Annotated in this window: 24 protein-coding genes; 14 read left to right on the top strand and 10 right to left on the bottom strand. The window is 65.1% G+C overall.

Features of this window, described 5'->3' with window-relative positions:
* Nucleotides 1-4 precede the first annotated feature (4 nt).
* Nucleotides 5-1,327 (bottom strand): replication-associated recombination protein A, encoded by a 1,323-nt coding sequence (locus tag M2341_RS10630; protein WP_264585214.1) that lies wholly within the window; start codon nt 1,325-1,327, stop codon nt 5-7.
* A gap of 162 nt (nt 1,328-1,489) precedes the next feature.
* Between M2341_RS10630 and M2341_RS10625 the strand changes: the two genes are divergently transcribed.
* Nucleotides 1,490-2,104, top strand: coding sequence for a PadR family transcriptional regulator (locus M2341_RS10625; RefSeq protein WP_413715424.1), 615 nt, complete (start codon nt 1,490-1,492; stop codon nt 2,102-2,104).
* A 66-nt stretch (nt 2,105-2,170) separates the two neighbouring features.
* Nucleotides 2,171-2,482: a DUF2218 domain-containing protein gene (locus tag M2341_RS10620; RefSeq protein ID WP_264573025.1), complete on the top strand. Its 312-nt coding sequence runs from the start codon at nt 2,171-2,173 to the stop codon at nt 2,480-2,482.
* Nucleotides 2,483-2,500: 18 nt separating this feature from the next.
* On the opposite strand, the gene M2341_RS10615 is transcribed toward M2341_RS10620, so the two are convergent.
* From M2341_RS10615 to M2341_RS10605, 3 genes are all read right to left on the bottom strand, one after another.
* On the bottom strand, nt 2,501-5,068 hold the full coding sequence (locus M2341_RS10615) for an HWE histidine kinase domain-containing protein (RefSeq protein ID WP_264585213.1): 2,568 nt from the start codon (nt 5,066-5,068) through the stop codon (nt 2,501-2,503).
* Entirely contained in the window at nt 5,058-5,690 is a 633-nt protein-coding gene (locus M2341_RS10610) for a biliverdin-producing heme oxygenase (RefSeq protein WP_181559890.1), read from the bottom strand. The genes M2341_RS10615 and M2341_RS10610 overlap by 11 nt, the downstream gene beginning before the upstream one ends.
* Nucleotides 5,691-5,824: 134 nt before the next feature.
* On the bottom strand, nt 5,825-6,976 hold the full coding sequence (locus tag M2341_RS10605; protein ID WP_264585212.1) for a glycosyltransferase family 4 protein: 1,152 nt from the start codon (nt 6,974-6,976) through the stop codon (nt 5,825-5,827).
* 115 nt (nt 6,977-7,091) lie between these two features.
* Between M2341_RS10605 and M2341_RS10600 the strand changes: the two genes are divergently transcribed.
* Both M2341_RS10600 and M2341_RS10595 read left to right on the top strand, forming a co-directional pair.
* Nucleotides 7,092-7,751 carry an MOSC domain-containing protein gene (locus M2341_RS10600; protein WP_264585211.1) on the top strand — a complete coding sequence of 220 codons (660 nt, stop codon included), beginning with the start codon at nt 7,092-7,094 and terminating at the stop codon, nt 7,749-7,751.
* An 8-nt stretch (nt 7,752-7,759) separates the two neighbouring features.
* Nucleotides 7,760-8,041 carry an HNH endonuclease gene (locus M2341_RS10595; RefSeq protein WP_181559887.1) on the top strand — a complete coding sequence of 94 codons (282 nt, stop codon included), beginning with the start codon at nt 7,760-7,762 and terminating at the stop codon, nt 8,039-8,041.
* 19 nt (nt 8,042-8,060) lie between these two features.
* Here the strand turns inward: M2341_RS10595 and M2341_RS10590 are convergent, their stop codons facing one another.
* From M2341_RS10590 to radC, 6 genes are all read right to left on the bottom strand, one after another.
* Complete coding sequence (locus M2341_RS10590; RefSeq protein WP_264585210.1) at nt 8,061-8,516, bottom strand: c-type cytochrome; 456 nt, start codon at nt 8,514-8,516, stop codon at nt 8,061-8,063.
* 4 nt (nt 8,517-8,520) lie between these two features.
* Nucleotides 8,521-10,113, bottom strand: a complete 1,593-nt coding sequence (locus M2341_RS10585; RefSeq protein WP_264585209.1) for an NAD(P)/FAD-dependent oxidoreductase — start codon at nt 10,111-10,113, stop codon at nt 8,521-8,523.
* A gap of 406 nt (nt 10,114-10,519) precedes the next feature.
* The gene (pyrF, locus tag M2341_RS10580; RefSeq protein ID WP_264585208.1) at nt 10,520-11,194 is read right to left on the bottom strand and encodes an orotidine-5'-phosphate decarboxylase; all 675 of its coding nucleotides are present in this window, start codon (nt 11,192-11,194) and stop codon (nt 10,520-10,522) included.
* Nucleotides 11,191-11,601: a hypothetical protein gene (locus M2341_RS10575; protein WP_264585207.1), complete on the bottom strand. Its 411-nt coding sequence runs from the start codon at nt 11,599-11,601 to the stop codon at nt 11,191-11,193. Before M2341_RS10575 ends, pyrF begins: the two co-directional genes overlap by 4 nt.
* 116 nt (nt 11,602-11,717) lie before the next feature.
* Nucleotides 11,718-13,037: an adenylosuccinate lyase gene (gene purB / locus M2341_RS10570; protein ID WP_264585206.1), complete on the bottom strand. Its 1,320-nt coding sequence runs from the start codon at nt 13,035-13,037 to the stop codon at nt 11,718-11,720.
* Nucleotides 13,038-13,265: 228 nt separating this feature from the next.
* Nucleotides 13,266-13,970, bottom strand: coding sequence for a RadC family protein (gene radC, locus M2341_RS10565; RefSeq protein WP_264585205.1), 705 nt, complete (start codon nt 13,968-13,970; stop codon nt 13,266-13,268).
* 135 nt (nt 13,971-14,105) lie between these two features.
* Here radC and M2341_RS10560 point away from each other — a divergent pair, with 135 nt between their 5' ends.
* The 10 genes from M2341_RS10560 to secG all read left to right on the top strand — a co-directional run bounded on the left by M2341_RS10560 (nt 14,106) and on the right by secG (nt 23,278).
* The gene (locus M2341_RS10560; RefSeq protein WP_264585204.1) at nt 14,106-17,276 is read left to right on the top strand and encodes a YdbH domain-containing protein; all 3,171 of its coding nucleotides are present in this window, start codon (nt 14,106-14,108) and stop codon (nt 17,274-17,276) included.
* Nucleotides 17,273-17,482 (top strand): YnbE family lipoprotein, encoded by a 210-nt coding sequence (locus M2341_RS10555; protein ID WP_264570578.1) that lies wholly within the window; start codon nt 17,273-17,275, stop codon nt 17,480-17,482. Before M2341_RS10560 ends, M2341_RS10555 begins: the two co-directional genes overlap by 4 nt.
* A 5-nt stretch (nt 17,483-17,487) precedes the next feature.
* On the top strand, nt 17,488-17,883 hold the full coding sequence (locus M2341_RS10550; RefSeq protein WP_413715704.1) for a YdbL family protein: 396 nt from the start codon (nt 17,488-17,490) through the stop codon (nt 17,881-17,883).
* Nucleotides 17,884-18,064: 181 nt separating this feature from the next.
* Nucleotides 18,065-18,388 (top strand): AtpZ/AtpI family protein, encoded by a 324-nt coding sequence (locus tag M2341_RS10545; protein ID WP_181559878.1) that lies wholly within the window; start codon nt 18,065-18,067, stop codon nt 18,386-18,388.
* A gap of 44 nt (nt 18,389-18,432) precedes the next feature.
* Nucleotides 18,433-19,218: a F0F1 ATP synthase subunit A gene (locus M2341_RS10540; protein ID WP_181559877.1), complete on the top strand. Its 786-nt coding sequence runs from the start codon at nt 18,433-18,435 to the stop codon at nt 19,216-19,218.
* A gap of 47 nt (nt 19,219-19,265) precedes the next feature.
* Nucleotides 19,266-19,493, top strand: a complete 228-nt coding sequence (locus tag M2341_RS10535; RefSeq protein ID WP_014076610.1) for a F0F1 ATP synthase subunit C — start codon at nt 19,266-19,268, stop codon at nt 19,491-19,493.
* Nucleotides 19,494-19,579: 86 nt separating this feature from the next.
* Nucleotides 19,580-20,065 carry an ATPase gene (locus tag M2341_RS10530; RefSeq protein ID WP_181559876.1) on the top strand — a complete coding sequence of 162 codons (486 nt, stop codon included), beginning with the start codon at nt 19,580-19,582 and terminating at the stop codon, nt 20,063-20,065.
* A 1-nt stretch (nt 20,066) separates the two neighbouring features.
* A complete protein-coding gene (locus M2341_RS10525; protein ID WP_413715416.1) occupies nt 20,067-20,720 on the top strand; it encodes a F0F1 ATP synthase subunit B in 654 nt (217 codons plus the stop codon).
* 136 nt (nt 20,721-20,856) lie between these two features.
* Nucleotides 20,857-22,779 (top strand): excinuclease ABC subunit UvrC, encoded by a 1,923-nt coding sequence (gene uvrC, locus M2341_RS10520; RefSeq protein WP_264586027.1) that lies wholly within the window; start codon nt 20,857-20,859, stop codon nt 22,777-22,779.
* Between the two features lie 97 nt (nt 22,780-22,876).
* Nucleotides 22,877-23,278 carry a preprotein translocase subunit SecG gene (gene secG, locus M2341_RS10515; protein ID WP_181561429.1) on the top strand — a complete coding sequence of 134 codons (402 nt, stop codon included), beginning with the start codon at nt 22,877-22,879 and terminating at the stop codon, nt 23,276-23,278.
* Nucleotides 23,279-23,332: the final 54 nt, after the last annotated feature.

Here is a 23,332-nt window from a genome sequence, read left to right as displayed (position 1 = left end):
GGGATCAGTCACCGCGCAAGTCGCGCCGACGCTCATCCCACCAGGCGATGCGCTCGGCGATCCGCTTCTCGAACCCGCGCTCGGTAGGAGCGTAGAAGGTCTGCGGCGCCATCTCCTCGGGCCAGTAATTGTCGCCGGAGAAGCCGCCTTCCACATCATGATCGTAGCTATAGCCCTTGCCATAGCCGATTTCCTTCATGAGCTTGGTCGGCGCATTGAGGATGTTCGCGGGCGGCATCAGCGATCCGGTTTGTTTGGCGCTGGCGAAGGCAGCTTTTTGCGCCTTGTAGGCGGCGTTGGATTTGGGTGCGGTCGCGAGATACAGGCAGGCCTGCACGATCGCCAACTCGCCCTCGGGCGAGCCAAGGAATTCATAGGCGTCCTTGGCAGCCAGGCATTGGATGAGGGCCTGCGGGTCGGCCAGGCCGACATCTTCGCTGGCAAAGCGCACCAGCCGCCGCAGGACGTAAAGCGGTTCCTCGCCCGCGACCAGCATCCGCGCGAGATAATAGAGCGCGGCCTGCGGATCGGAGCCGCGCAGCGCCTTGTGGAGCGCGGAAATCAGATTGTAATGCCCGTCGCGATCCTTGTCATAGACGGGCATCCGGCGGTGAAGAAGGGCCGCAAGGCCCGCCGGATCCAGCGGCTCGGTGAGGCCGATGCCCTGCAGCGTCTCCACCTGATTGAGCAGGAAGCGGCCATCACCATCAGCCGAAGCCACGAGCGCGGCGCGGGCATCGTCGGTCAACGGCAGCGGCGCGCCGGTCAGAACTTCCGCACGGAAGATCAACGTATCGAGCGCGGTCTCGTCCAGCCGGCGCAGGATGAGCACCTGCGCGCGGCTGAGCAGCGCCGCGTTGAGAGCAAAGCTCGGATTTTCGGTGGTGGCGCCGACCAGCGTGACTGTGCCATCCTCGACATAAGGCAGGAAGCCATCCTGCTGCGCGCGATTGAAGCGATGAATTTCATCCACGAACAGAAGCGTGCGCTGCCCTGCACGGGCGGCGTCGCGCGCGGCCGCAAAGGCAGCCTTGAGGTCCGCCACGCCGGAAAAGACCGCGGAGATCGGCGCGAAGCGCATGTCCACCGCTTCGGCCAGCAGTCGCGCCAGCGTGGTCTTGCCGGTGCCCGGCGGTCCCCACAGAATCATCGAGGAGAGCCGTCCCGCCGCGACCATGCGCCCGATGGCGCCGTCAGCACCGGTGAGGTGGTCCTGCCCGACCACGTCATCGAGCGTGCGCGGGCGCAGACGGTCGGCCAGCGGCGCATCCGCGCGAGGCTCGGCAGGGCTGGAGGCGCCGGCAAGGCCGCCGAAGAGATCAGACATGCGGACTCATATAGGTCGGCCCGTCACCGGTTGCACGGGCCAGCTTGCACCGCATTGCGGGCCATTCGCGGGTACGCTCAAAAAAATTGCAAAAGGGCCTTGTGGAAATCAGTCTAAGATATATCTTAGATCAATCTGAATTCTGGAAGGATTGAATCTTTGATGTTTCACACACGCACACATGGACGGTGCGGCCCGAATGGGCACCGTCACGCGCTCAAGGCCATGATGGGCCGGGGCGGTCGTTTCGGCGGCGGCTGGGGCGGCGCAGAGTGGGACGGGCAGGGCGGCCATGGGGGTTCGCGCGGCGGCCGTCGCGGACGCCTGTTCGATGGCGGCGAGTTGCGACTCGTGTTGCTCAAATTGATCGGCGAGGGGCCGCGCCACGGCTATGACCTCATCCGCGCGATCGAGGAACTGACCGGCGGCGCTTATGCGCCCAGCCCCGGCGTCGTTTATCCCACCCTCACCCTGCTGGCGGAAATGGACCTCATCGCCGACAGCGAGAGCGAAGGGGCGCGGAAGCTGTACGCGATTACCCCCGCAGGCGAGGCCCATCTTGCCGAGAAGGCCGACGAGATCGGCGGCCTGATGAACCGGCTCGCCGGTCTTGGCGCCGAGCAACATCGATCCAACAGCGGCCCGGTCCGCCGCGCCATGGGCAATCTCAAAACGGCTCTGATGGGCCGGCTGCGCGAAGGCGAGACCACAGACGATCTGCCGCACGAGATCGCCGCGATCCTCGATGAGGCAGCGCGGAAGATCGAGCGGTTGTAAGACTGCCCAGCATAATTCCATTCGCTCCACCGCCGACGGTGGAGCCACCAACAGAAAGACAATCTCATGAACAGCGCAACAGCCAAGGTGCCCACGCAGAGCGGCAGCCGCTACCTCCAGCAACTGTGCAAGCACTGGTCGCACAACCTCAAGGTGGAGTTCACACCCGAGCGCGGCACGATCGTGTTTCCGCGCGATGCGCGCGGCGCCGATTGGCCGGCTGACGCTCTGGTGACGATGGTCGCGCAACCCGACACGCTCGACGTGACGATCGACGCCAGCAGCCCGGAGCATCTCGAAGGCCTCAAAAACACGGTCGCCCGCCATCTCGATCGCTTCGCGTTCCGTGAAGCGCCGCTCAGCTTCCCCTGGTCTTGAGAGTTTGAACCGGCGCGATCAGTCCGCCGGTTCGGTCTTCAGTTCCGCAAGAGCGGCCGCGATCTGTGCCGTGCCATAAGGCTTGGTGACGATCGGCACGGCGTGGAAGCGCGAGGAATCGAGGCCGCTGCCATAGCCCGTCGCAAAGACGAACGGGATGCCGCGTTCGGCCAGTGCCCTGGCAACCGGCTCGCTCGTCTCCGCGCCCAAATTATAATCGAGCATGGCCACATCGAGCGGGACGGTCGCACAGGCGCGCAGGGCAGCGGTGACGCTGGAGGCGACCTCGACCTTCTCGGCGCCGAGTTCCATCAACGCGTCCTGCCCGTCGAGTGCGATGATGAGGCTGTCTTCCACGAGCAGCACGCGCTGCCCGGCAAGCGGCAGCTTCGCCGGCTCGCGCAGATCGGCAGACGCGCCGTCCGTCGCGTCGATTCGGTCCTCCGGCGCGACGCCGGCCACGAAGCGGGAGGGAATGCAGAAATGCGCCTTCACACCGCTCAGTCGGTAGTGAATCTTCGCATCGCCCCCCAGATCGTGCGGGACGGTCTTTTCGATCACCGTCGACCCAAAGCCGCGGCGGGAGGGCGGGGTGACCGCCGGCCCGCCGAGTTCGGACCAGTCGATCAACAGGCTGCCATCCTCGTCCTGCTGCCAGCTGATCAGTACCGTGCCGCTGTCGGAGAGCGCCCCATATTTGGCAGCATTGGTCATGAGCTCGTGGAAGACCAGCGAGAGCACGGTGAAGGCAACCGGCTGCAACAGGATGTTGGAGCCTTTGGTCTCCACATTGGTCCGCTTGTCGCGCAGGAAGGCATTGGCCTCGATGTCGATAAGATCCCGCAACCGCGCCGGACCCCAGCGATCGCGCGTCACCTGGTCGTGCGCACGGGCGAGCGCCTGCAGGCGATCGTCCAGATTGCGCGTGAAATCGTCGACGCTGGCCGCCCCGTCGCGGGTCTGCGACACGAGTCCGCGGATGAGTGAGAGGATATTGCGCACGCGGTGATTGAGCTCGGCGATCAGCAGTTCCTGCCGCTCCTGCGCCCGCTGCCGCTCCTCGCCCGCGCTCTCGGAAAGGCGGATGAGCACTTCCAGCATCCCGACCCGCAGCGCTTCGGCAACGCGGCGTTCGACCGTGGTGAACGGCAGGCTGCGGCCCTTCACCAGTTGCGACCAGCTTTCGAAGCTTTTGCGCGGCGTTAGCCGGTCGCCATTGGGGCCGAGCTCGACCGGCTTTTCCGGGTTGCCGCCCCAGCGCACCGAGCGCATCTGCTCGCTGCGGAAGAACACCACATAGTCACGCGGCTTACGTGACAGCGGGATGGCGATGAGGCCGGCCGCGACATCCGCATAGGCGGCCGCCTCGGGCAGGACGGATGTAATGCAGTCCGTCGCAAAGACCTCGCCGTGCGAAAGCTGATTGAGGATGGAGACGAGGCTTATGAACTGCTCGCGTGAGGGCGTCAGGCCGCTGAGCGAGACAGAGCCATCGACATAAGCCCCGACGCCGTCCGCGGGAATGGTATCGAACACAACCTCGCCAAGCCAGTCCGCGTCTCGCAGCAGATTCCCATCCTGCGCGATGGAGGCCATCAAGCGATCGGTTGCGCCGCGCGCGCGCGACTCATAGCCGGCATTCTCGCTGCGTTCCCGGCTCTCGAGCATCAGCGAGAAGATCTGGCCGAACAGTTCGGCAGCCGTACGCATGGCGAGGCCAGGCAGGCGCGGCTGATAATGGTGGCAGGCGAAGAGGCCCCAGAGCTTGCCTTCGACGATGATCGAGATCGACAGCGACGCGCTGACGCCCATGTTGCGCAGATACTCGACATGGATGGGCGAAACCGCGCGGAGCAGGCAGAGCGACTGGTCGAGGACCGCGCCGCTGGGATCGGTCTGCGGCACGATCGGCACCGGCTCTGCATTCACATCAGCGATGATGCGGAACGGATTGCGCACATAGAGCTGGCGCGCTTGTGCCGGAATATCCGACGCGGGGTAATGCAGGCCAAGGAAGCTGTCGACGCCAGCGCTCAGCGCCTCGGCAACGACCTCGCCCGAGCCCTCGGCATCGAAGCGATAGACCATCACGCGATCGAAACCGGTGATCGCCTTCACCTGCCGGGCGCTCTCGCGAATGAAGGAGGTGAGCGTGTCGGCCTGGGCGAGGCGCGACATGAGCGTGCGGACCAGCGTCGCCGCTTCGCCTGGATCTTCGAGCGCGGGCTCGCATTCGATGACGATGCTGTTGCCCGAGAAATGCACGGCGACATCGTAGAGCTTGCCATCATCGAACAGCGGCTGCGAGAACAGGCGTTCTACGGAATCATTGCCGCGCAGCATCGAGATCCGGTTGCGGATGTCGTGCTGGGCAGCGGGCGTGATGAGATCGGTGAGCTTGGAACCGAGCAGCGCATCCGCCGATTTACCCGTGAACGCGGCGATATTGTCCGAGACGCGACCGATCATCCAATCGGCGCTCACCGCGAGCAGGAAACCGAATGGCTGGATCGTCCCGAGAATATGGATCGGTTCGCGGTCGCAGTTGGTGAGATCGACCCGAAAGCCGGCAGGATCATTGGCCAAGTCTGGCTCCCATCGCGATGGCGCAATTTCGGTAAAGGGCGAAGGTCCGGGTCGCTGCTGCGCGGGTTTCCCGCTGCCAGACGGGGCCGTGAGTCAGGGCCTGATCTTCCAGAGCGGCGATGAAGGCGCGCCACGCGCCTTGGGGATGCACGGCGCTCAGATATTCACGCGGAAGATCGTCAGGCACGCGGCGTGCGAGCATCGCGCCGCCAAGGCGGGAGCCTTCCGTCACATAGGCGGCACCCCAATGAGCCGCCGTGCTCGGGGCCCATGTCAGCGGCTCGGCCTCGGGAACGGCCTGGCCCAAGGCGTTCAAGTCGGTTGTAAGGGCCTGTACGCGCGCGGCCGTGTCGATACTCGGCGAGGCTGAGCGCAGCCAGCGCTCGAGCGGCACCAGCGCCGCTGCATGGGCTGACAGAAAACGGCCGTAACTCGCACGGCTCGTCAGATCGAACTGGCTGAACAGGCTGTCGACTTCGTCGTGGTAAGCACGCGTCTCTTTCTTCAGGACTTGATGGAAGGCCACTGGCTGAGCCGCGGCTGTTGTCGGGATTTCCGCCACGCCGGGATCAGTATCGAAAGACATTGCCGTGAATTTACAGCGCGTGCCGGCAATATACAACGCGTGATCTTGCGAGCCGCGGCGAAAGGAATGGCGCAATTCGGGGCAGGGGCGGCCTTTGTCTCATCGGACACATAACGCGCCGAGAGATGAACGGTTGCAGGCCGTCACACTCAGTCTTCGTCGCGGTGTGGTCAGCCGGCCCGGCGTTTCGCCAAGCCGCAATATGTTTCGATCATTGCGGCGTTCACCTGATCCCATTTGTAATCCTGTACCCGCAGATGCCCAGCTTGCCCCGCCGCTGCGCGCAAGGCGGAATCTTCGATGAGGCGCTGAATGGCGTCGGCATAAGCCTGCACGTCGCGCGGCGGAACGAGGAAGCCGGTCACACCGTCCGCGACCAGATCAATCGCGCCGGTTGCGCGGGCGGCGACCACCGGCACCCCCGCCGCCATGGCTTCGGTCGTCACATTGCCAAAAGTCTCGGTGACCGAGGGCATGAAGAAGATATCCATGCAGGCGGCCGCCCGACCGAGATCGTCGCCGCCCTGAAAACCCGCAAACACCGCCTCCGGCACCCGCTCGGCAAACCACTGGCGCGCGGGTCCTTCACCGATCACCAGCACCCGGTGGCGAACGCCGCGCGCCTTGAGCGCCGCGATCACATCGGCAAAGACGCCCAGGCCCTTTTCCAGAACAAGCCGCCCCAAGAACCCGATGGCGATCTCGTCATCGGCGATGCCGAGCGAGCGCCTCCAGCCATTGTCCCGCCGCTGCGGGTTGAATCGGGCATGATCGATGCCGCGCGACCAGATGCCGATCGGCGTCGTCACGCCCCATTCGCGCAGCAGCGTCGCCATGCTGCCGCTCGGCACCATCACCTGATCGACGCGATTGTAGAAGCGGGTCTGCAGGCGCACCAGCAACGGCTCGATGACGCCAAGGCCATAATAGCGCGGATAGGTTTCAAAGCGGGTGTGCAGGGAGGCGACACAGCGAATGCCCTCCCGCCGCGCCCAACTCGATGCGCGATGCCCCAGAATGTCCGGCGCAGAGACGTGGACGATATTGGGGGCGTAAGCCGCAAGGTCCGCCCGAGTCTGCGCTGAAAGCCCCTTGGCGAGCCGATATTCGCCCCGGCCGCCCGGCATGGACCAGCTCGGCACCGACACCAGCTCGCCAGCCGGCTCGAACGCCGGCGGATCGATGGTGGGCGAATAGACACGCACGCTGGCGCCGCTCGCGAGCGCAGAGGCCATCAGATTGTTGAGGGCCTGATTGGCGCCATCGCGGACGTAATTATAGTTGCCGCTGAACAGGGCAATGCGGAGGTCGCTGGGGAGCATCGAGGCCCTATAGCGAGGCGCGCCGTGCGGTCAAAGTGCTGCTGCACCGTCGGCGGGAACATGTCCGTCCGTTGTTGCACTGGCGCGACTCACAGGGGTCGTGTCATGACAGGACATGGACGAGCTTTCCCTTTCCCTTTCCGTCGAAGCGCTGCTGGTCGGGTCGCCGGCCTTGCTGGCGCCGGGCGTGATGAGCGCCATGGGCAAACGCGCGGTGCGCGGGCCTGTCCGGATCGGCTGGCTGGGGCTGGAGGGCGATAGCGTCGCCGACCCCCTTCGTCATGGCGGGCATGACAAGGCTGTCCACCTCGTGCCGCATGAGCATTATGCCTGGTGGCGCGGCGCGCTGGACGATCATCCGCTGCTCGACGCGCCGGGGGCGTTCGGCGAAAATCTCGCGACGCGCGGGGCCACCGAAGCCAATCTGTGCTTGGGAGACCGGTTCGCGCTGGGCAGCGCTGTGCTGGAGATCAGCCACGGCCGCCAGCCCTGCGCCAAGCTCAATGCGCGCTTCGGCCGCAAAGACGTGCTGGGTCAGGCCATCGCGAGCGGCCATTGCGGTCTCTATCTGCGCGTGATCGAGCAGGGTGAGGCCAAGGCAGGCGATGCGATGATCCTGCTGGAGCGCCCCTTGGAAGACTGGCCGATTGCGCGGGTGTTCAACCTGCTGATCGCAGGCGGACATAAGGCCGATCCGGCGGGCGTCGCACAATTGGCCGAGACCCGCGTCCTCGCCGACGCGTGGCGGGTGCGGGCGGAAAAGCTGGCGCGCTGAGCTACGCGTTGGAGCGCACGCCTGATTCATGCTGGCTGTGCGAGCGGCCATTGGGCGCACGCATCGAATGGCATCATCCCGTGCCCAAGGCCAAGGGCGGCCGGGAGACGGTGCCGCTGCATCCGATCTGTCATCGCGCGATCCACGCGCATTTCAGCAATGGCCAGCTGGCGCGCATGGGGCGCGATCAGGCGGCGTTGCGCGGTGATCCCGCGCTCGCTGCCTTTCTGCGCTGGGTTGCCGGCAAGCCGGCGGACTTCCATGCGCCGACGCGCAAGCCCCGCCGTTAAGGGCGGGGCTTGCACCGGCTCAGCGCATCGCCTTGACGTCCTCGGCGGTGATCGCGTCCTCATAATGATTGCCGAAATGCGTGCGGACATAGTTCACCACATTGGCGACCTGCTGGTCCGTCATCATCTCCCCCACCGGCGGCATGCCGTTCAGGCCCTTGAGCGTCACCAGCATGGGATAGCCGCTGGCGGCGAGATTGGGGTTGTTGGCGAGCGCGGGATATTTGCCAGCGCCCGTTGCGCCGGCTGCGTCCGGCATGTGGCAGGCGGCACAGACCCGCCTGTACATTTTTTCGCCGTCGGGTTCGCTGAACCGCCCCGGCATCACGAATGCCCCGTCGGCATCGCCTTGCTGGGCGACCAGAGCGGCGGGATCGCCCTGGCGTGGCTGGGCAGCATCCTGCGCGAGTGCGACGGAAACCGAGCCGGTGAGAATGACGGCGGCGAGGCCAAAGGCCAATGTGCTGATCTTCATGATATTAGCTCGCGGTGACACGTTGATGGAGCCGCGTAATCGCATCGATGGCGGAGGTGATACCGCCTTCCTGCCATCCGCCAATATAGGAGGTATGTTCGCCCGCCAGGACGATCCGCCCGTCGAATTCGCACATATTCCGGTAGTGCTCGGCGCGCGCTTCCTCCGTCCATTGCCCGAAGCAGCCGAGCACCCAGGGCACCCGGTGCCAGCCGACGGCCACGCCGTTCATGAACTCGGCCTTATATTGCGGATGGATCTGCGCGCCCCATTCGAGCGCGCGCTTGACCCGCTCTTCCGGCGGCAGCGCGGTCAGTTCGAAGCCGGTCGAGCCGCCGGTATAGGCGCCCAGAAGCACGCCCGGGCCGCTGGCGCCATAATTGCTGCTGGGGTAGCTGATCTGCGAGATCGGCAGATCCGTGGTGGTGATGCCGCCATAGATCTGGTCGTCTTGCTCCCAGAAGCGCCGCTTGAACTCCAGCCCGACCTTGACGCTGGTCGAGTAGGGCACGGCACGGATCGCCCCAGCCAGCTTGGGGCCGACATTCATGTCGATCTGCGCGAGGATGGGCAGCGGGATCGTGCAGATGCACCAGTCAGCCTTGGCCTGCGCGGCGGCACCGGACTTGGTGTCGACATAATCGACCGTGACGCCTTTCGCGCCCTGCTTGATCGCCGTGACCTTGCTGTTGAGGCGAACCAGATGGCCGACCGCCCGCTCAAAGCCCTTGGCGACCATTTCCATGCCGCCGACCGGCTGGAAGATGGCGAACTCATGATCCCAGGTGAGGTTGCCGCCGATCGAGCGCCACAGGCGTGAGCGGAGCACCGTTTCGGCGGTCATCGGCTCGGAGGGGATGGGCTCGGCAGTCAGGCCGCCGCCTGGCTGCTTCTCCCAGCCACGGCGGTTGCTGGACTCGCGGCCCTTTACATAGCGCATATCCTTGTCGAGCGCGCCCCAGCTCCGCAGGGATTCCAGCAGGATGTCGCCATCCTCCTTGCTGAGCGTATCCGCCAGGGCATTCTTGTTGACTGCCTTGGCGAGCAATTCGCTGACATGGCCGTAGAAATCCGCTTGCACATGCCGGTAGCGCTGCGGGGCCCCGCCGAACGCCTTGGTCGAGTGAACATAGGCGTTATAGTTGACCTGCATGAACGGCTCGAGGGCCACGCCCAGTTCTCGGCAATAATGCATGATGCCATGGTGGTGCCATGGAATGCGCCACGGGCCGGGATTTATGTAGTTGCCGGGCGCGAAGTCGCACTTCTGCGTCGCGCCGCCGAGTTCAGTGTAGGTGTCGCCGCCCTTGAGCGTCCAGGAGCGGCCGCCCACGCGGTCGTTATACTCCAGCACCTGAACCTTGTAGCCGGCGCGGCTGAGTTCCAGCGCGGCGGTCATCCCCGCGACGCCGGCGCCCAGAATGAGCACGCTCGCGCCCTTCGCGCCGCCCTCCAGCTTGATCGGTCCCTTGAACGTCGAGGCCTGAGCCTGGCCGAGGCTCGACATCGCCATGTACATCGCCGATGCGCCCGCCGTGGTTCCAATGAGCGCCAGCAGATCACGCTTGCTCATGCGCAGCGCGTTAGTGTCTGTCATATGTGGTTATATCCCATGTCACCCCTTTGCGTGAGGGGAGCCATGGTGGGCGAACCGGGCCTTGACCCGACTCGCACCAACCTGTGCAGCACCTCGTCGCGAAGCCAGTGATCGGCCTGCGGCTCGCTGCTGTTGATACGAGGTTTTGCGTATTTGCGGTGGGACGCGGCTCGGGCAATGGGCCGGATCTGCGCCGGAGTCGTGGACGATGCGTGCCGTGTTGCCCAAGCACATCCCGCTGTTGAATTACGCGAAGTATTCAGGGCCGGATTTAGCCCCTCCTCTTCAGAGGAGGGGTTGGGGTGGTGCAGCAACCTCTCGGTTATTCACCGATAGAGCGATGCTACGCATCGCCACCACCCCCTGGCCCCTCCTCTGAAGAGGAGGGGAGTATGTCGTCTGTCGCCTAAAGCGTCGCCTCGATTTCGCGTGCCGCCATATCAGGCTCGGGCGACTGGGTGATCGGGCGGCCAATGACCAGCAGCGATGCGCCAGCATCCACCGCTTCACGCGGCGTGACCGCGCGCTTCTGATCGCCCTTGCTGGCACCGCTCGGGCGCACGCCGGGCACGACAAAGAAGCCGGCGGGCCACAGCTTGCGCGCGCGGGCGACCTCATTGCCGGAGCAGACGATGCCGTCGAGACCGGCCTCCTTTGCGAGCAGGGTCAGCCGCTCGACCTGTTCCTGCGTACCGCCGCGGACGCCGGTTTCCTCCAGATCGGTCTGGTCAAGGCTCGTGAGCGTCGTCACGGCGACGACCTTGGTGTGGACCCCGGCCGCGGCCTTGGCGTCTTCCAGCATCGCCCGTCCGCCAGAGGCATGGACGGTGAGGATCGACGGTTCGAGCGCGTGCAGGGCCTGAACCGCCTTGGCGACCGTGTTCGGAATGTCGTGAAGCTTCAGGTCGAGAAAGATCGGCAAGCCGAACTTGCGCATCTCATGCACGCCATGGTGGCCATTGGCGCAGAAGAATTCCAGCCCCAGCTTGATGCCGCCGACATGGTTGCGGACCTTCTGAACCAGCTCCTGCGCATGGGGCAGGGAGGGCGTGTCGATGGCGATATAGATAATGCTGGTCATGGAGTGTCGGTTCTGCCTGCCGGTTTGAGATCGTCGTCCACCCGCACATCGATCGTGCGAACGGGCGGTGCGGGGTCGAATCCCGCGGGGGTGATGTGATCGGGCGTGGCGGTTGGCGCGGGGTGGTCCAGGGTGTGAACCACCGGCGCCGTCGCAGCCGGCGCGGAAGCCGCGAGGGCGCGCTCGGCGCTGTCGAGCCGCCGGCGCATCCGATATTTGGTGGCCTTGTGCAGCGCCCAGAACGGCAGCGAACCGGCGAGAAACGCGACGATCACGAGAACCGGCAGCTTGGTTTCAAGCTGGAGACCGCCCCACAGATTGATCATTACGGGGGTCCAGTTGGCGAAGCTGAAAATGACGATGATGATCGCCAGTACGACCCAGAAGGCTGTCCGGAGGAACTGCATGGCTTCTCTTCCTCTGCTTGGTCCGTAGAGCCTGACCATAAGCGCGCCGCGACGGCTTGCCTAGGGGCGCAGTTCAACGCCTCCCTGCGGACATGGGAGCTTCCGGAACGGGCGTGTCAGCCAGCGGTTCCGAACACCCGCGTGAAGATCGTGTCGACATGCTTCAGATGATAGTCGAGGTCGAACAGTGCCTCGAGCTGTGGACCGGAGAGGTGCGCGGAAACGGCCGGGTCGGCCTTGAGCAGATCGAGCAGCGAATGCGCACCATCCGACTGCCACACCTGCATGGCGTTGCGCTGGACCATCGCATAGCTGTCCTCGCGGCTCACGCCAGCCTGGGTGAGGGCGAGCAGCACGCGCTGCGAGTGGATGAGGCCGCCCATCCGGTTCATGTTCTTCATCATCCGCTCGGGGTAGACGAGCAGCTTGTCGATCACGCCGGTGAGCCGACCGAGGGCGAAGTCGAGCGTGATCGTGGCGTCCGGGCCGATGAAGCGTTCGACCGAGGAGTGGGAGATGTCCCGCTCATGCCACAGCGCGACATTTTCCAGCGCGGGCAGGGCATAAGCGCGCACCATGCGGGCCAGGCCGGTCAGATTCTCGGTGAGCACCGGGTTGCGCTTGTGCGGCATCGCCGACGAGCCCTTCTGGCCCGGCGAGAAATATTCCTCGGCTTCCAGCACTTCGGTGCGCTGGAGGTGGCGCACTTCGACCGAGAGCCGCTCGATGGAGCCCGCGATCACGGCCAGCGTCGAGAAGAACATGGCGTGGCGATCGCGCGGGATGACCTGCGTGCTGACCGGCTCGACCGTGAGGCCGAGCTTGGCCGCGACATGCTCTTCTACCTTGGGATCGATATTGGCGAAGGTGCCGACCGCGCCGGAGATCGCGCAGGTGGCGACGTCTTCACGGGCCGCGATCAGGCGCGCCTTGCAACGGTAGAACTCGGCATAGGCTTCCGCCATCTTGAGACCGAAGGTCACCGGCTCGGCGTGGATGCCGTGGCTGCGGCCGATGGTCGGCGTGAGCTTGTGCTCGAACGCGCGGCGCTTGATCGCTTCCAGCAGCGCATCGAGATCGGCGATCAGCAGATCGGCCGCGCGGGCAAGTTGCACGTTGAGGCAGGTGTCCAGCACGTCCGAGCTGGTCATGCCCTGGTGCATGAAGCGGGCTTCATCGCCGACCTGCTCGGCCACCCAGGTGAGGAAGGCGATCACGTCATGCTTGGTGACAGCCTCGATGGCATCGATGGCGGGCACGTCGATGGAGGGATTGGTTGCCCACCAGTCCCACAGGGCCTTGGCGGCGCTTTTGGGCACTACGCCCAACTCGGCCAGCGCTTCGGTCGCGTGAGCCTCGATCTCGAACCAGATGCGGAAGCGAGCTTCCGGCTCCCAGATCGCGGTCATTTGCGGGCGGGCGTAACGAGGCACCATGAGGCGGGTTCCTGATGAGACAGATTGGAGACGGCCTGCCCCTAGCAGGCTGCGGCGAAACGGGCAAATCACGCGGGTGAGGGCGGCGGTTGCAAATCAAGACACTGCGATATATAAATAAAATACAACGATCCCTTTGATGGGTGGTTGCGGAAACATGAGGCGAATCGTCTGCGACGGTGCGCGTGTCGATGGGCTGACCAGAGCCTTGATCAGCCCGCCGCGACCTTAGATCAGCCCCATGGCCCGCATCGAACGGTGGCCTTCCGTCGCGACGATGACATGATCGTGCACGGTAACGCCGAGGGGCTTGAGCGCGGCGATGACGTCGCGAGTCATGAGGATGTCCTGCCGGCTCGGCTCGGGCAAACCGCTGGGATGATTGTGGACGAGAATGACGCCGGCCGAGCCGAATTCCAGCGCGCGACGGGCAACTTGCCGGGCATAGATGGCAGCTTCATCCACCGAGCCGTCCCCCATATGGTCGTCGCGCAGCAGGATGTTGCGGGCATTGAGATGAAGCACGCGCACGCGCTCGATCGAGAGATAGGCCATGTCGGCGCGCAGATAATCGAGCAGGGCCTGCCATGATGCCAGCACCGGCCGTTCCGCCACCTCGTTGCGGAGCATCCGCAGGGCGGCGGCCTGTGTCGCCTTGAGCGCGGCGGTCGTGGTCTCGCCCATGCCGTCGACCTGCATCAGCGTGGCCCAATCGGCGCTGAGCACGGCGCCCAACGAGCCGAAGCGGGCGATCAGGGCCTTTGCCAGCGGCTTGGTATCCCGGCGCGGCAGGGCGAGCGCGAGCAGATATTCGATCAGTTCATGGTCGAGCAGCCCATCCGGTCCGGACGCGAGTCGCTGCCGCAGGCGGGCGCGGTGGCCAACGCCATCATGACTCGTCTCGCTCTTGCCCCGGGATCGCCCTTCGCCCATGAACATTGTAGCTAAGCGCGAGCCGGCAGAGCGGCAAGCGGGAATGACGGGGATAAACGTCTGACCGAGTGGGTCGAAGAGGATGACGGACTAGAGGCGGGTGCAGCAGAGCGGCTGCACCGGCGCCGTCAACGTGTGCGCTGGATTGCCGGCGGGAGCGCGACGGCGCTGCTGCTGGTCGCGGGCGGCCTCTGGCTGGCGCGCGAGCCGATTGCCGACAGCTTCATCGCGCGGGAACTGGCCAAGCGGGGCGTACAGGGCCGATATGAGATCACGCGGATCGGTCCGCAGCACCAGCGGCTGGACAATCTCGTCATTGGCGACCCGAAATCGCCCGATCTCACGGTCCGCTTCATCGAGCTCGAACTCGCCTGGGGCCTGACCGGGCCTTATATCGATCGCCTTGAAGCCAGCGGCGTTCGGCTGCGTGGGCGGATTGCCGATGGCACGCTGGACTTGGGTCAGGTCAGTCGCTTGCTGGAAGGCGGCACGGGCGATCCCAAGCTGCCCGACTGGACGGCGGTGATCGAGGATGCACAGGCGCGGATCGTTACCAACAACGGCACGGTCGAGCTGGGGCTGGATGGCAGCGGGCCGTTATCGTCGGGGTTCAATGGTCAGCTTAATCTCGCGAGCCCGGCGCTAGCCTTTGGCGATTGCAGGCTGCGGGCGCTGCGGGCGCCAGTGGACGTGGCGACCGAGAATGGCGAGATTCACCTCAAAGGCCCTGCCCATGTCAGCGGCGTTGGATGCGAGGCGGCGAAGCTCCGGCTGACGGCCCCCACGCTCGATCTCAACATCCGCACAAATTTGGCGTTGGAACCCTTGGGCGGTGCAGTGAGCCTCGCAGCGCCATTGGCCGAGCAAGGGGACGGGCGGGGCAAGCGCGAGTTCAAGGAACTGTCCGGGCTCATTACCTTTAAAGGCGAAGGCGATACCCTGCGGGGGAGCGCTTCGCTTGCCGCCGTTAGCGCGCTTGTCGACGGCCTTGAAAGTGACGCGGCGAAGCTGGGCGGCAATTTCGCGGTGCAGCTCGATTCCCGCAATCGCGCTTTGGCGTGGCAAGGCACCGGGACCATCGAAAATGCCCGGCCGGCTCGCGGGATCAATCTTGCGCGCCTCGCTTCGGCGGCCGATGGCAGTCCACTGGAACCGATCGCGCACAAGCTGGCGCGCGCAGTCGAGGCGATCGGCCGGCGCAATCACATCGAACTGGCAGGCCAGGTCAATATGCTTGGCGCGCAAGGTAATGCCCGGCTTGACCGCTTCGCGCTGCGCTCGGCGAGCGGCGCGCGGATCGAGAATTGGGAAGGCAGCGCGGTGCGCATCGACTGGCCCGGTGGCCTGCGCGCGTCGGGACGGCTGGACATCGCCGGTGGCGATCTGCCGGAGGGCCGAATCGAGTTCGCCACGCTGGAGCAGGGCGGCGTGCTTGGCACCGCGACGTTGAGACCTTATAATGCCGGCGGGGCGCGGCTCGCGCTCACCCCGCTGCGCTTTGCCATGGATGGCGCGGGGCACGGCAGCGTGCAGACCCAGGTGACGCTGGACGGTCCCTTGCCGGGCGGCGCGGTCAAGGGCCTGCAGATGCCGCTGGATGCTCGCATCGGGGCAGGCGGGTCGGTCAGTCTATCAGGGACTTGTGTGCCGTTGCGCTGGGCTTCGCTCAGCATGTCCGGCCTCGTGCTCGATCCTGCGGCGTTGCAGGTTTGCGGGCTGGGGGAGAGCGCGGCCGCGATCCGCGATGTGGCATTGCGCGGCCGGCTGGGCGACAATCCCTTCGCATTTGATGCCAGCGCCGCGCGTTACGGCCTCACCACTGGCCGCTTCGAAATCCAGCAGCCGAACGTGCGCATTGGCGCGGCCGAAGCCCCGGTCCGGCTCGCTGCCGATCGCCTGACGGGCGGACGTGGGTCGGCGGGTGGCCTCGCCGGGACGATTTCGGCGGGGCGTGGGCGGATCGGCTCTGTGCCGCTCGATCTCACCGCCATGGAAGGGCAATGGCAGTTCGCCGACGGACGTCTGGCCGTCGATGGCAATCTGCGCGTCGCGGATACGCAAGCCGATCGGCGCTTCAATCCGCTGGCCGGCGAGCAGGTGCACCTGACCCTGGCCGATAATCGCATCGAGGCGACCGGTGTGCTGGTGCACCCGGAACGAAAGGCCAAGGTCGCCGATGTGGTGATCCGGCACGACCTCAGCCGTGGCGCAGGCCGCGCCGATCTGACGGTGAAAGACTTGCGCTTCGGCAATGCGCTTCAGCCGGACGATCTCACGCCGCTCTCGCTGGGCGTGGTCGCCAATGTCGCTGGAGTTGTGAACGGCGCCGGCCAGATCCGCTGGACCGGCGACAAGGTGACCAGCGACGGGACATTCTCGACCGAGAACATGGCTTTCGCGGCCGCCTTCGGCCCGGTCGCCGGCCTGTCGACGACGATCCGCTTCACGGACCTGCTTGGCCTGCGCACCGAACCCGGCCAGGTGGTGACGGTGGAGAGCGTCAACCCGGGCATCGAGGTGCGCGACGGCACCATTCGCTATCAATTGCTCTCCAGCGAGGTGGCGGAGATCGAGGGCGGGCGCTGGCCGTTCTCCGGCGGTATGCTGGAGCTGATGCCCGCGCCGCTCGCGCTGGATTCGCGCCAGCCGCGCAATCTCACCTTCCGCGTCGTCGGGCTGGATGCGGGCGCCTTTATCAACACGCTGGAGCTGGAGAACATTTCCGCGACGGGCACCTTCGATGGTCTGCTGCCGATGGTGTTCGACAAGGATGGCGGGCGGATCGTTGGCGGCCTGCTGGTTGTGCGGCAAGAGGGCGACGAGCCACGCTACCTCACCAGCACGCAAGGCCTGACGATCCCATGCGATCCAGAGCGCCGGGCCGGACGCCTTTCTTACGTGGGTGAGGTGTCCAATGCGCAGCTCAATGCAATGGCGCGGCTGGCCTTCGATGCGCTCAAGAATTTGGGCTATCGCTGCCTCGCAATCCGGCTGGATGGCGCCATCGATGGCGAGTTCGTCACGCAGGTCAGCATCAACGGGGTCAATCAGGGCACGGAAGAAACGCGCCGCAGCTTCCTGGCGCGACCGTTCCTTGGCCTGCCCTTCCTGTTCAATGTGCGGATCGAGGCGCCCTTCCGGGGGCTGCTCAACACTGCGACTGGGCTTTCCGATCCGACCAAGCTCATCAATGGCAGTCTGGGCGACCAGTTTGTGCCCGTCGGCAGCGGGGCGTCCACGCGGGGTTCCGGGGTGGCCGTTCAGCCGGCGGACAGCGACAAGAGGATAGAAGGGGACAGGAAATGAGGCACCGACGATGGATATCGCGCGCAACGCGACTGGGCTTGGGGCTGGCGCTTGCCGGAGCGGCAGGCGGCTGCATTCAGGTGCGCGCGCCCGAAAAGCCGATCGAGATCAATCTCAACGTGAAGATTCAGCAGGAAGTGGTCGTGCGCCTGCAGCAGGACGCCAAGGACCTCATCGAGAACAATCCGGAGCTATTCCCGAAATGACATATATGCACAGCATTCGCGCCGCAGCGCTTGCGGCAGTTTTCGGTCTCAGCGTCGTCGGAGCGGCTCCGGCCGTCGCGCAGGACGCCGTAGTGAGCGCCGCCAAGTCGGCCGGCACGGTCGGTGAGCAGTCGGATGGCTATCTGGGCGTCAACGGCTCGGTGAGCAGCGATGTGCGCGCCGCCGTGGATGCGCTCAACATCAAGCGCCGCGCGGCCTATACCGATCTGGCGGCCAAGCGTGGCGTGACCGTGCAGGACATGGCGGCCGTGACCGGTTGTCAGACGCTGGCCGGGCGCGTCTCGGAAGGGCAGATCTACCGGATCGGCAATGGTCCGTGGCAGACCAAAGGCGCCGGGCCGATTGCGCTGCCGGATTATTGCGCCACCGCCACACGCTGAGCGATTCGCGCCACTGAGGGCCTAATTTTCCTCGAAAATCCGCCTGATCCCTCCGGCGCGGTCACCAGTGTTGACTTGCACGCCAACGCTTTCTACACGGGCCGCGCCTTGACGGGGGCGGCTCAGGCACGTCATGCAGCGCTGGTTTTTACGTCTCTTGGCGTGAACGGGAGTTGGCACGATGACAGAGACCGAACCTGGGCGAGACCCGATTGCCGAAGATGAACGCATCAAGTCGCTCAGCGAGCGGTTGGAACGTGCCGAGGCAGTCGAAAAGGTCAGGACCGGAGCGGACCGGGAAGTTGGCGGCGATAAGAATTATCGCCTCGGCAACCGGGTTCTTGCGGAGCTGATCGGCGGTCTTGTCGGCGGCGCGCTGATTGGATGGGTCCTGGACCGGTTCATTGGCACATCGCCCTGGCTCCTGCTGGTTTTCCTCTTTCTGGGGATCATCGTAGCCTTCAGGAATATTTGGAAGATTTCGATGAAGCGTCCTGAGAAGTAAGGGCGCTTTCGTCATAATCGCAGACGGCTTTTTGGGAATCAGACGTGGCAGAACCCGGCAAGATCGATCCTATGCACCAGTTCGCCATCGAGCCGCTGTTCGGTACCGAACAGTGGAGCCTCGGTGGTTACAACATTGCGTTCACCAACAGCGCGCTGTGGATGGTGATCACGGTCGTCGTTCTGTGGGGCTTCATGCTGCTCGGCATGAAGCGCGATCTGGTGCCGGGGCGCTGGCAGGCGGCTGTAGAGTCGATGACCGGCTTCATCGCGAAGCTGACTGATGACAATATCGGCAAGGGCGGGCGCAAATATGTGCCCTACATCTTCTCGCTGTTCATGTTCATCCTCTTCGCCAATCTGCTCGGCCTGCTGCCCATCGGCATTTTCGGCCTGCATCCCTTCACCTTCACCAGCCACTTCACGGTCACCGGCGTTCTCGCGATCCTGAGCTTTTCGATCGTGCTGATCGTAGGCTTCTGGAAGCATGGCCTCAAGTTCTTCTCGCTGTTCGTACCGCACGGCACGCCGCTGTGGCTGATCTGGCTGATCCCCATCATCGAGTTCGTCTCGTTCATGGTGCGTCCCTTCTCGCTGGGCCTGCGACTGTTCGTCGCGATGATCGCCGGTCACATTCTGCTCAAGGTGCTTGCCGGCTTCGTGATCAACGCTTCGGCTGCCGGCGTGGCGCCCGGCCTTGGCGTCGGCATCCCCAGCTTTGCCCTGATGGTCGGCATCTCCGCGCTGGAGATCCTGGTCGCTGGCATCCAGGCCTATGTTTTCGCACTGCTCACGTCGCTGTACATCCACGACGCCGAGCATCTGCACTGAGTTTCAACCAACGACCAAATCGAGTTTCAGAAAAGGAGTTAAGTAACATGGACGCAGAAGCCGCAAAGCTGATCGGTGCCGGTCTGGCTGCTATCGGTGCCGGCGTGGCCGCGCTCGGCGTGGGTAACGTCTTCGGCTCGTTCCTTGAGAGCGCGCTGCGCAATCCGGGCGCTGCCGACGGCCAGCAGGGCCGTCTGTTCATCGGCTTCGCCGCCGCAGAGCTTCTCGGCCTGCTGGCGTTCGTCGTCGCGATGATCCTGATCTTCGTCGCCTGATCGCCCGCAAGACGACAGACGATGATGTGGAGCCGGCGGCTGCCCAATGACGGGCTGCCGCCGGACCGCGCAAACGGACAGGTGATATGCCTCAGATAGCCCAGCTCGCCGCAACCTACTCGTCGCAGATCTTCTGGGTTCTGCTGACATTCGGGTTCGTGTTTTTCGTGATCGGTCGCGGCATGGTGCCGAAGATCCAGTCCACGGTGGATGCGCGCGACAAGAAGATCGCCGACGATCTCGAAGCGGCCCGTGCGAATTCGGCCAAGGCCGATGCGCTCGAAGCCGACTGGCGGGCGAAGGAAAATGAAGCGCGTGCCGCTGCGCAGGGCCGTCTGGCCCAGGCAAAGGCCGAAGCTGCTCGCAATCGCGAGGCTGCGCTGGCCAAGACCGACGCGGCGCTCAGCGAAAAGCTGGCCGCAGCGGAGGGCGAGATCGAGGCTGGCCGCGTGAAGGCGCTGGCGCAGATCGAAACCGTTGCAGCGGACGCCGCAGCGGACATCGTGCAGAAGGTCGCCGGCACGCAGGTGTCGCCGGATGCGGCGCTCAAGGCAGTGAAGGCGGTACTCTGATATGGCCAATTCCCACATGGCACAGGCCGCCAATGCGGCATCGGCGAGCGACAATGGATCGCAGGCCGTCCAGTTCAATCTCGAGAATGCCGACAAGGTCCAGGCCCTGAGCGGCGACGTTCATGCCGCGACAGAAGCGGTCGGCGGGCCTGAGGAGCACATCCAGGACCCCACAGCGCTGTGGATGGACGCGACGGGCTGGGTCAGCCTTTCGATGTTGGTCTTCATCGCGGTGTTGATCTGGAAGAAGGTGCCGGCGCTCATCGCCCGGTCGCTGGACGCCAAGATCGCGACGATCCGCAATCAGCTCGACGAAGCCGCGCGGCTCCGCAAGGAAGCCGAAGCGCTCAAGGCCGAGTATGAAGGCCGGATCGCCTCCGTCGCCAAGGAAGCCGATGCGATGCGCGCGGCCGCCGAGCAGGAAGCGGCCGATCTCATCACCGCAGCGCAGGCGGAAGCTGAAGCGCTGGTCGTCCGTCGCCAGAAGATGGCGGAAGACAAGATCGCCGCAGCTGAGCGCGCGGCCATTGCCGATGTGCGCGCCAAGGCGGCTGCAGCGGCGACGGCAGCAGCCGGCGTGCTGATCCGCGAGACCCACAGTGCCGCGGCCGACAAGGGCCTCGTCGACGACGTGATCGGCAAGCTCGCGCACTGAACGACCTACAGATTGATGGCTTAGAAAGGCCGGGCCGAGCGATCGGTCCGGCCTTTCTGCTTTTGAAGGGTCGTGGTTCGGTCGGTTGAGGCAGGAGGCCGTTGTCCTGTTCGCCTCGGGCGCCTAAATGGCGCGGATGACCGAGCGGCCATCGTCCCCCAATCGCTTCAACGAAGAAAAGGCGACCTCCACAATCCGTGGCAGTGAACTGCCGGACGTGGACGCCGGCGTCGCGGCGATTCGCGAGACGCTGAAGACCTTGGGCACGCGACCCGGCGTGTATCGAATGCAGGATGCGCGCGGCGACGTGCTGTATGTCGGCAAGGCGCGGGCGCTCAAGAATCGGGTGTCCAACTACACTCAGGTCGATCGCCTGCCGCGCCGGCTGCAGCGCATGGTCTCGCAGACCCGCTCGATGACGATCGTCACCACCCAGAGCGAGGCCGAGGCGCTGCTGTTGGAAGCGCAGCTCATCAAGCGCTTTCGGCCACCCTACAATGTGCTGCTGCGCGATGACAAAAGCTTCCCGTTCATCCTGCTGCGCGAGGATCACGCCTTTCCGCGCGTGCAGCTTCATCGCGGCGCGCGGCGCTACAAGGGGCAATATTACGGGCCGTTCGCCGGGGCAGGGCAGGTGCGCAAGACGCTCAATGCGCTGCAGAAGCTGTTTTTGCTGCGTAGTTGCACGGACAGCTTCTTCGCCAATCGCTCGCGGCCCTGCCTGCTCTACCAAATTCGCCGCTGCTCCGCGCCCTGCGTCGGGCGGATCAACGAGGCCGATTATGCGGCCCTGAAGCAGGACGCGCAGGACTTTCTCGGCGGCAAGTCCACGGCGGTGCAGGCGCGGCTCGGTGAGGCGATGAATGCGGCGGCGGAGTCGCTCGATTACGAGATGGCGGCGGTCTACCGGGACCGGCTCAAGGCGCTGACCTTCATCCAGGGCAGTCAGGCGATCCACGCCGAGGGGTTGGGCGATGCCGATATCTTCGCGCTCGCCAGCCGCAATGGCGGCATGTGCATCCAGGCCTTCTTCATTCGCGGCGGCCAGAATTGGGGGCATCGCAGCTTCTTCCCGGTCCACACCGCCGAGGTGGGCGAGGACGAAGTGCTGATGCAGTTCATGGCGCAATTCTATGAGGATGTGCCGCCGGCGCCGCTGGTGCTCTGCGACCGCGAACCATCCGAGACGCTGCTGCTCGCCGAGGCGCTGAGCCAGAAGCTGGAGCGCAAGGTGCGCATCGAGGTGCCGCAGCGGGGCGGCCGTGTGAAGCTCATCAAGCAGGCCCAGCGCAATGCCGAGGAAGCGCTGGAGCGCCGTCAGGCCGAGAGCAGCGCGCAGGGCAAAATTCTAGCCGACATGGCCGAACTGCTGGGTCTGGAAGGGCCGCCCAATCGCATCGAGATTTACGATAACAGCCATATCCAGGGCACGAGCGCGCTGGGGGCCATGGTGGTGGCGGGGCCGGAGGGTTTCCGCAAGAGCGGCTATCGCAAGTTCAACATCAAGCGCCCGGAGACGGTCGCGGGCGACGATTATGGCATGATGCGCGAAGTGCTCGGCCGCCGCTTCGGCCGCGCCGCCGAGGAAGATCCCGATCGCGAATCCGGGGAATGGCCAGACCTGGTGCTGATCGATGGCGGCCGGGGCCAGCTCAACGCAGCGCGCAAGGCGCTGGAAGAAATGGGCATCGAGGATGTGCCGATGGTCGGCGTCGCCAAGGGGCCGCATCATGGCCGCGAGGGCAGGGAAGTGTTCCACCTGCTGGACGGGCGGGACTTCCAACTGCCAGTCAATCACCCGGTGCTATTCTACCTGCAGCGGCTGCGCGACGAGGCGCATCGTTTCGCAATCGGCGCGCACCGGCAGAAGCGGGCCAAGGCGATCACTGTCAGTTCGCTGGACGAGGTCCCCGGCATCGGCCCCGCGCGCAAGAAGGCGCTGCTCATGCATTTCGGCACGGCGCGCGCCGTGCGCAACGCCAGCCTCGAGGACCTCCAGCGCGCGCCCGGCGTTTCATCGGCGGTCGCGCAGACGGTCTATGATTATTTCCACGGCTGAGCGGATTTGCTCCGGCCTGCCGCAAAGGTTGATGCCCGGCGCAATGCGCGCTAAGGGCGCTGCTTCAACACCCGTCGGGATGTCCTAACCGCTCATGCTGTTCACCTTTCTCCTTGTCGTCCAGGCGATCATCGCCTTCGCGCTCGTCACTGTCATTCTGATGCAGCGGTCCGAGGGTGGCGGGCTTGGGATGGGTGGCGGTGGCAGCCCGTCCGGCCTGATGTCGGCGCGTGGCGCGGCGGATTTCCTCAGCCGGGCGACCAAGATTCTCGCGACTTTGTTCGTGGGCATGAGCATTGTGCTGGCTGTGATTGCCGCCACGCAGCACCGGGCAGCGACGATCGATACCTCGCTGGTCGGCCAGTCCGGCACCAGCGACATGTCGGCGCCGATTGCCGATGGTGATGGCATTTCCGGCGCGGCCAACAGCGCGGCAGCACCGGCCGGTCCGGCCTCGGCGCCTGCCAATGGCGCTGCTGGCGCCCCGCTCGCGCAGTAACGATCCACCAGTTTTTTTCACCGGTAGCGGATTCGTTCGCTTGCCCTTCCGTTC

The organism is Sphingobium sp. B7D2B, from assembly GCF_025961895.1.
Classification (GTDB): domain Bacteria; phylum Pseudomonadota; class Alphaproteobacteria; order Sphingomonadales; family Sphingomonadaceae; genus Sphingobium.
Note: the sequence above shows the minus strand (reverse complement) of the source record. Positions and strands in the feature narration are given on the sequence as shown.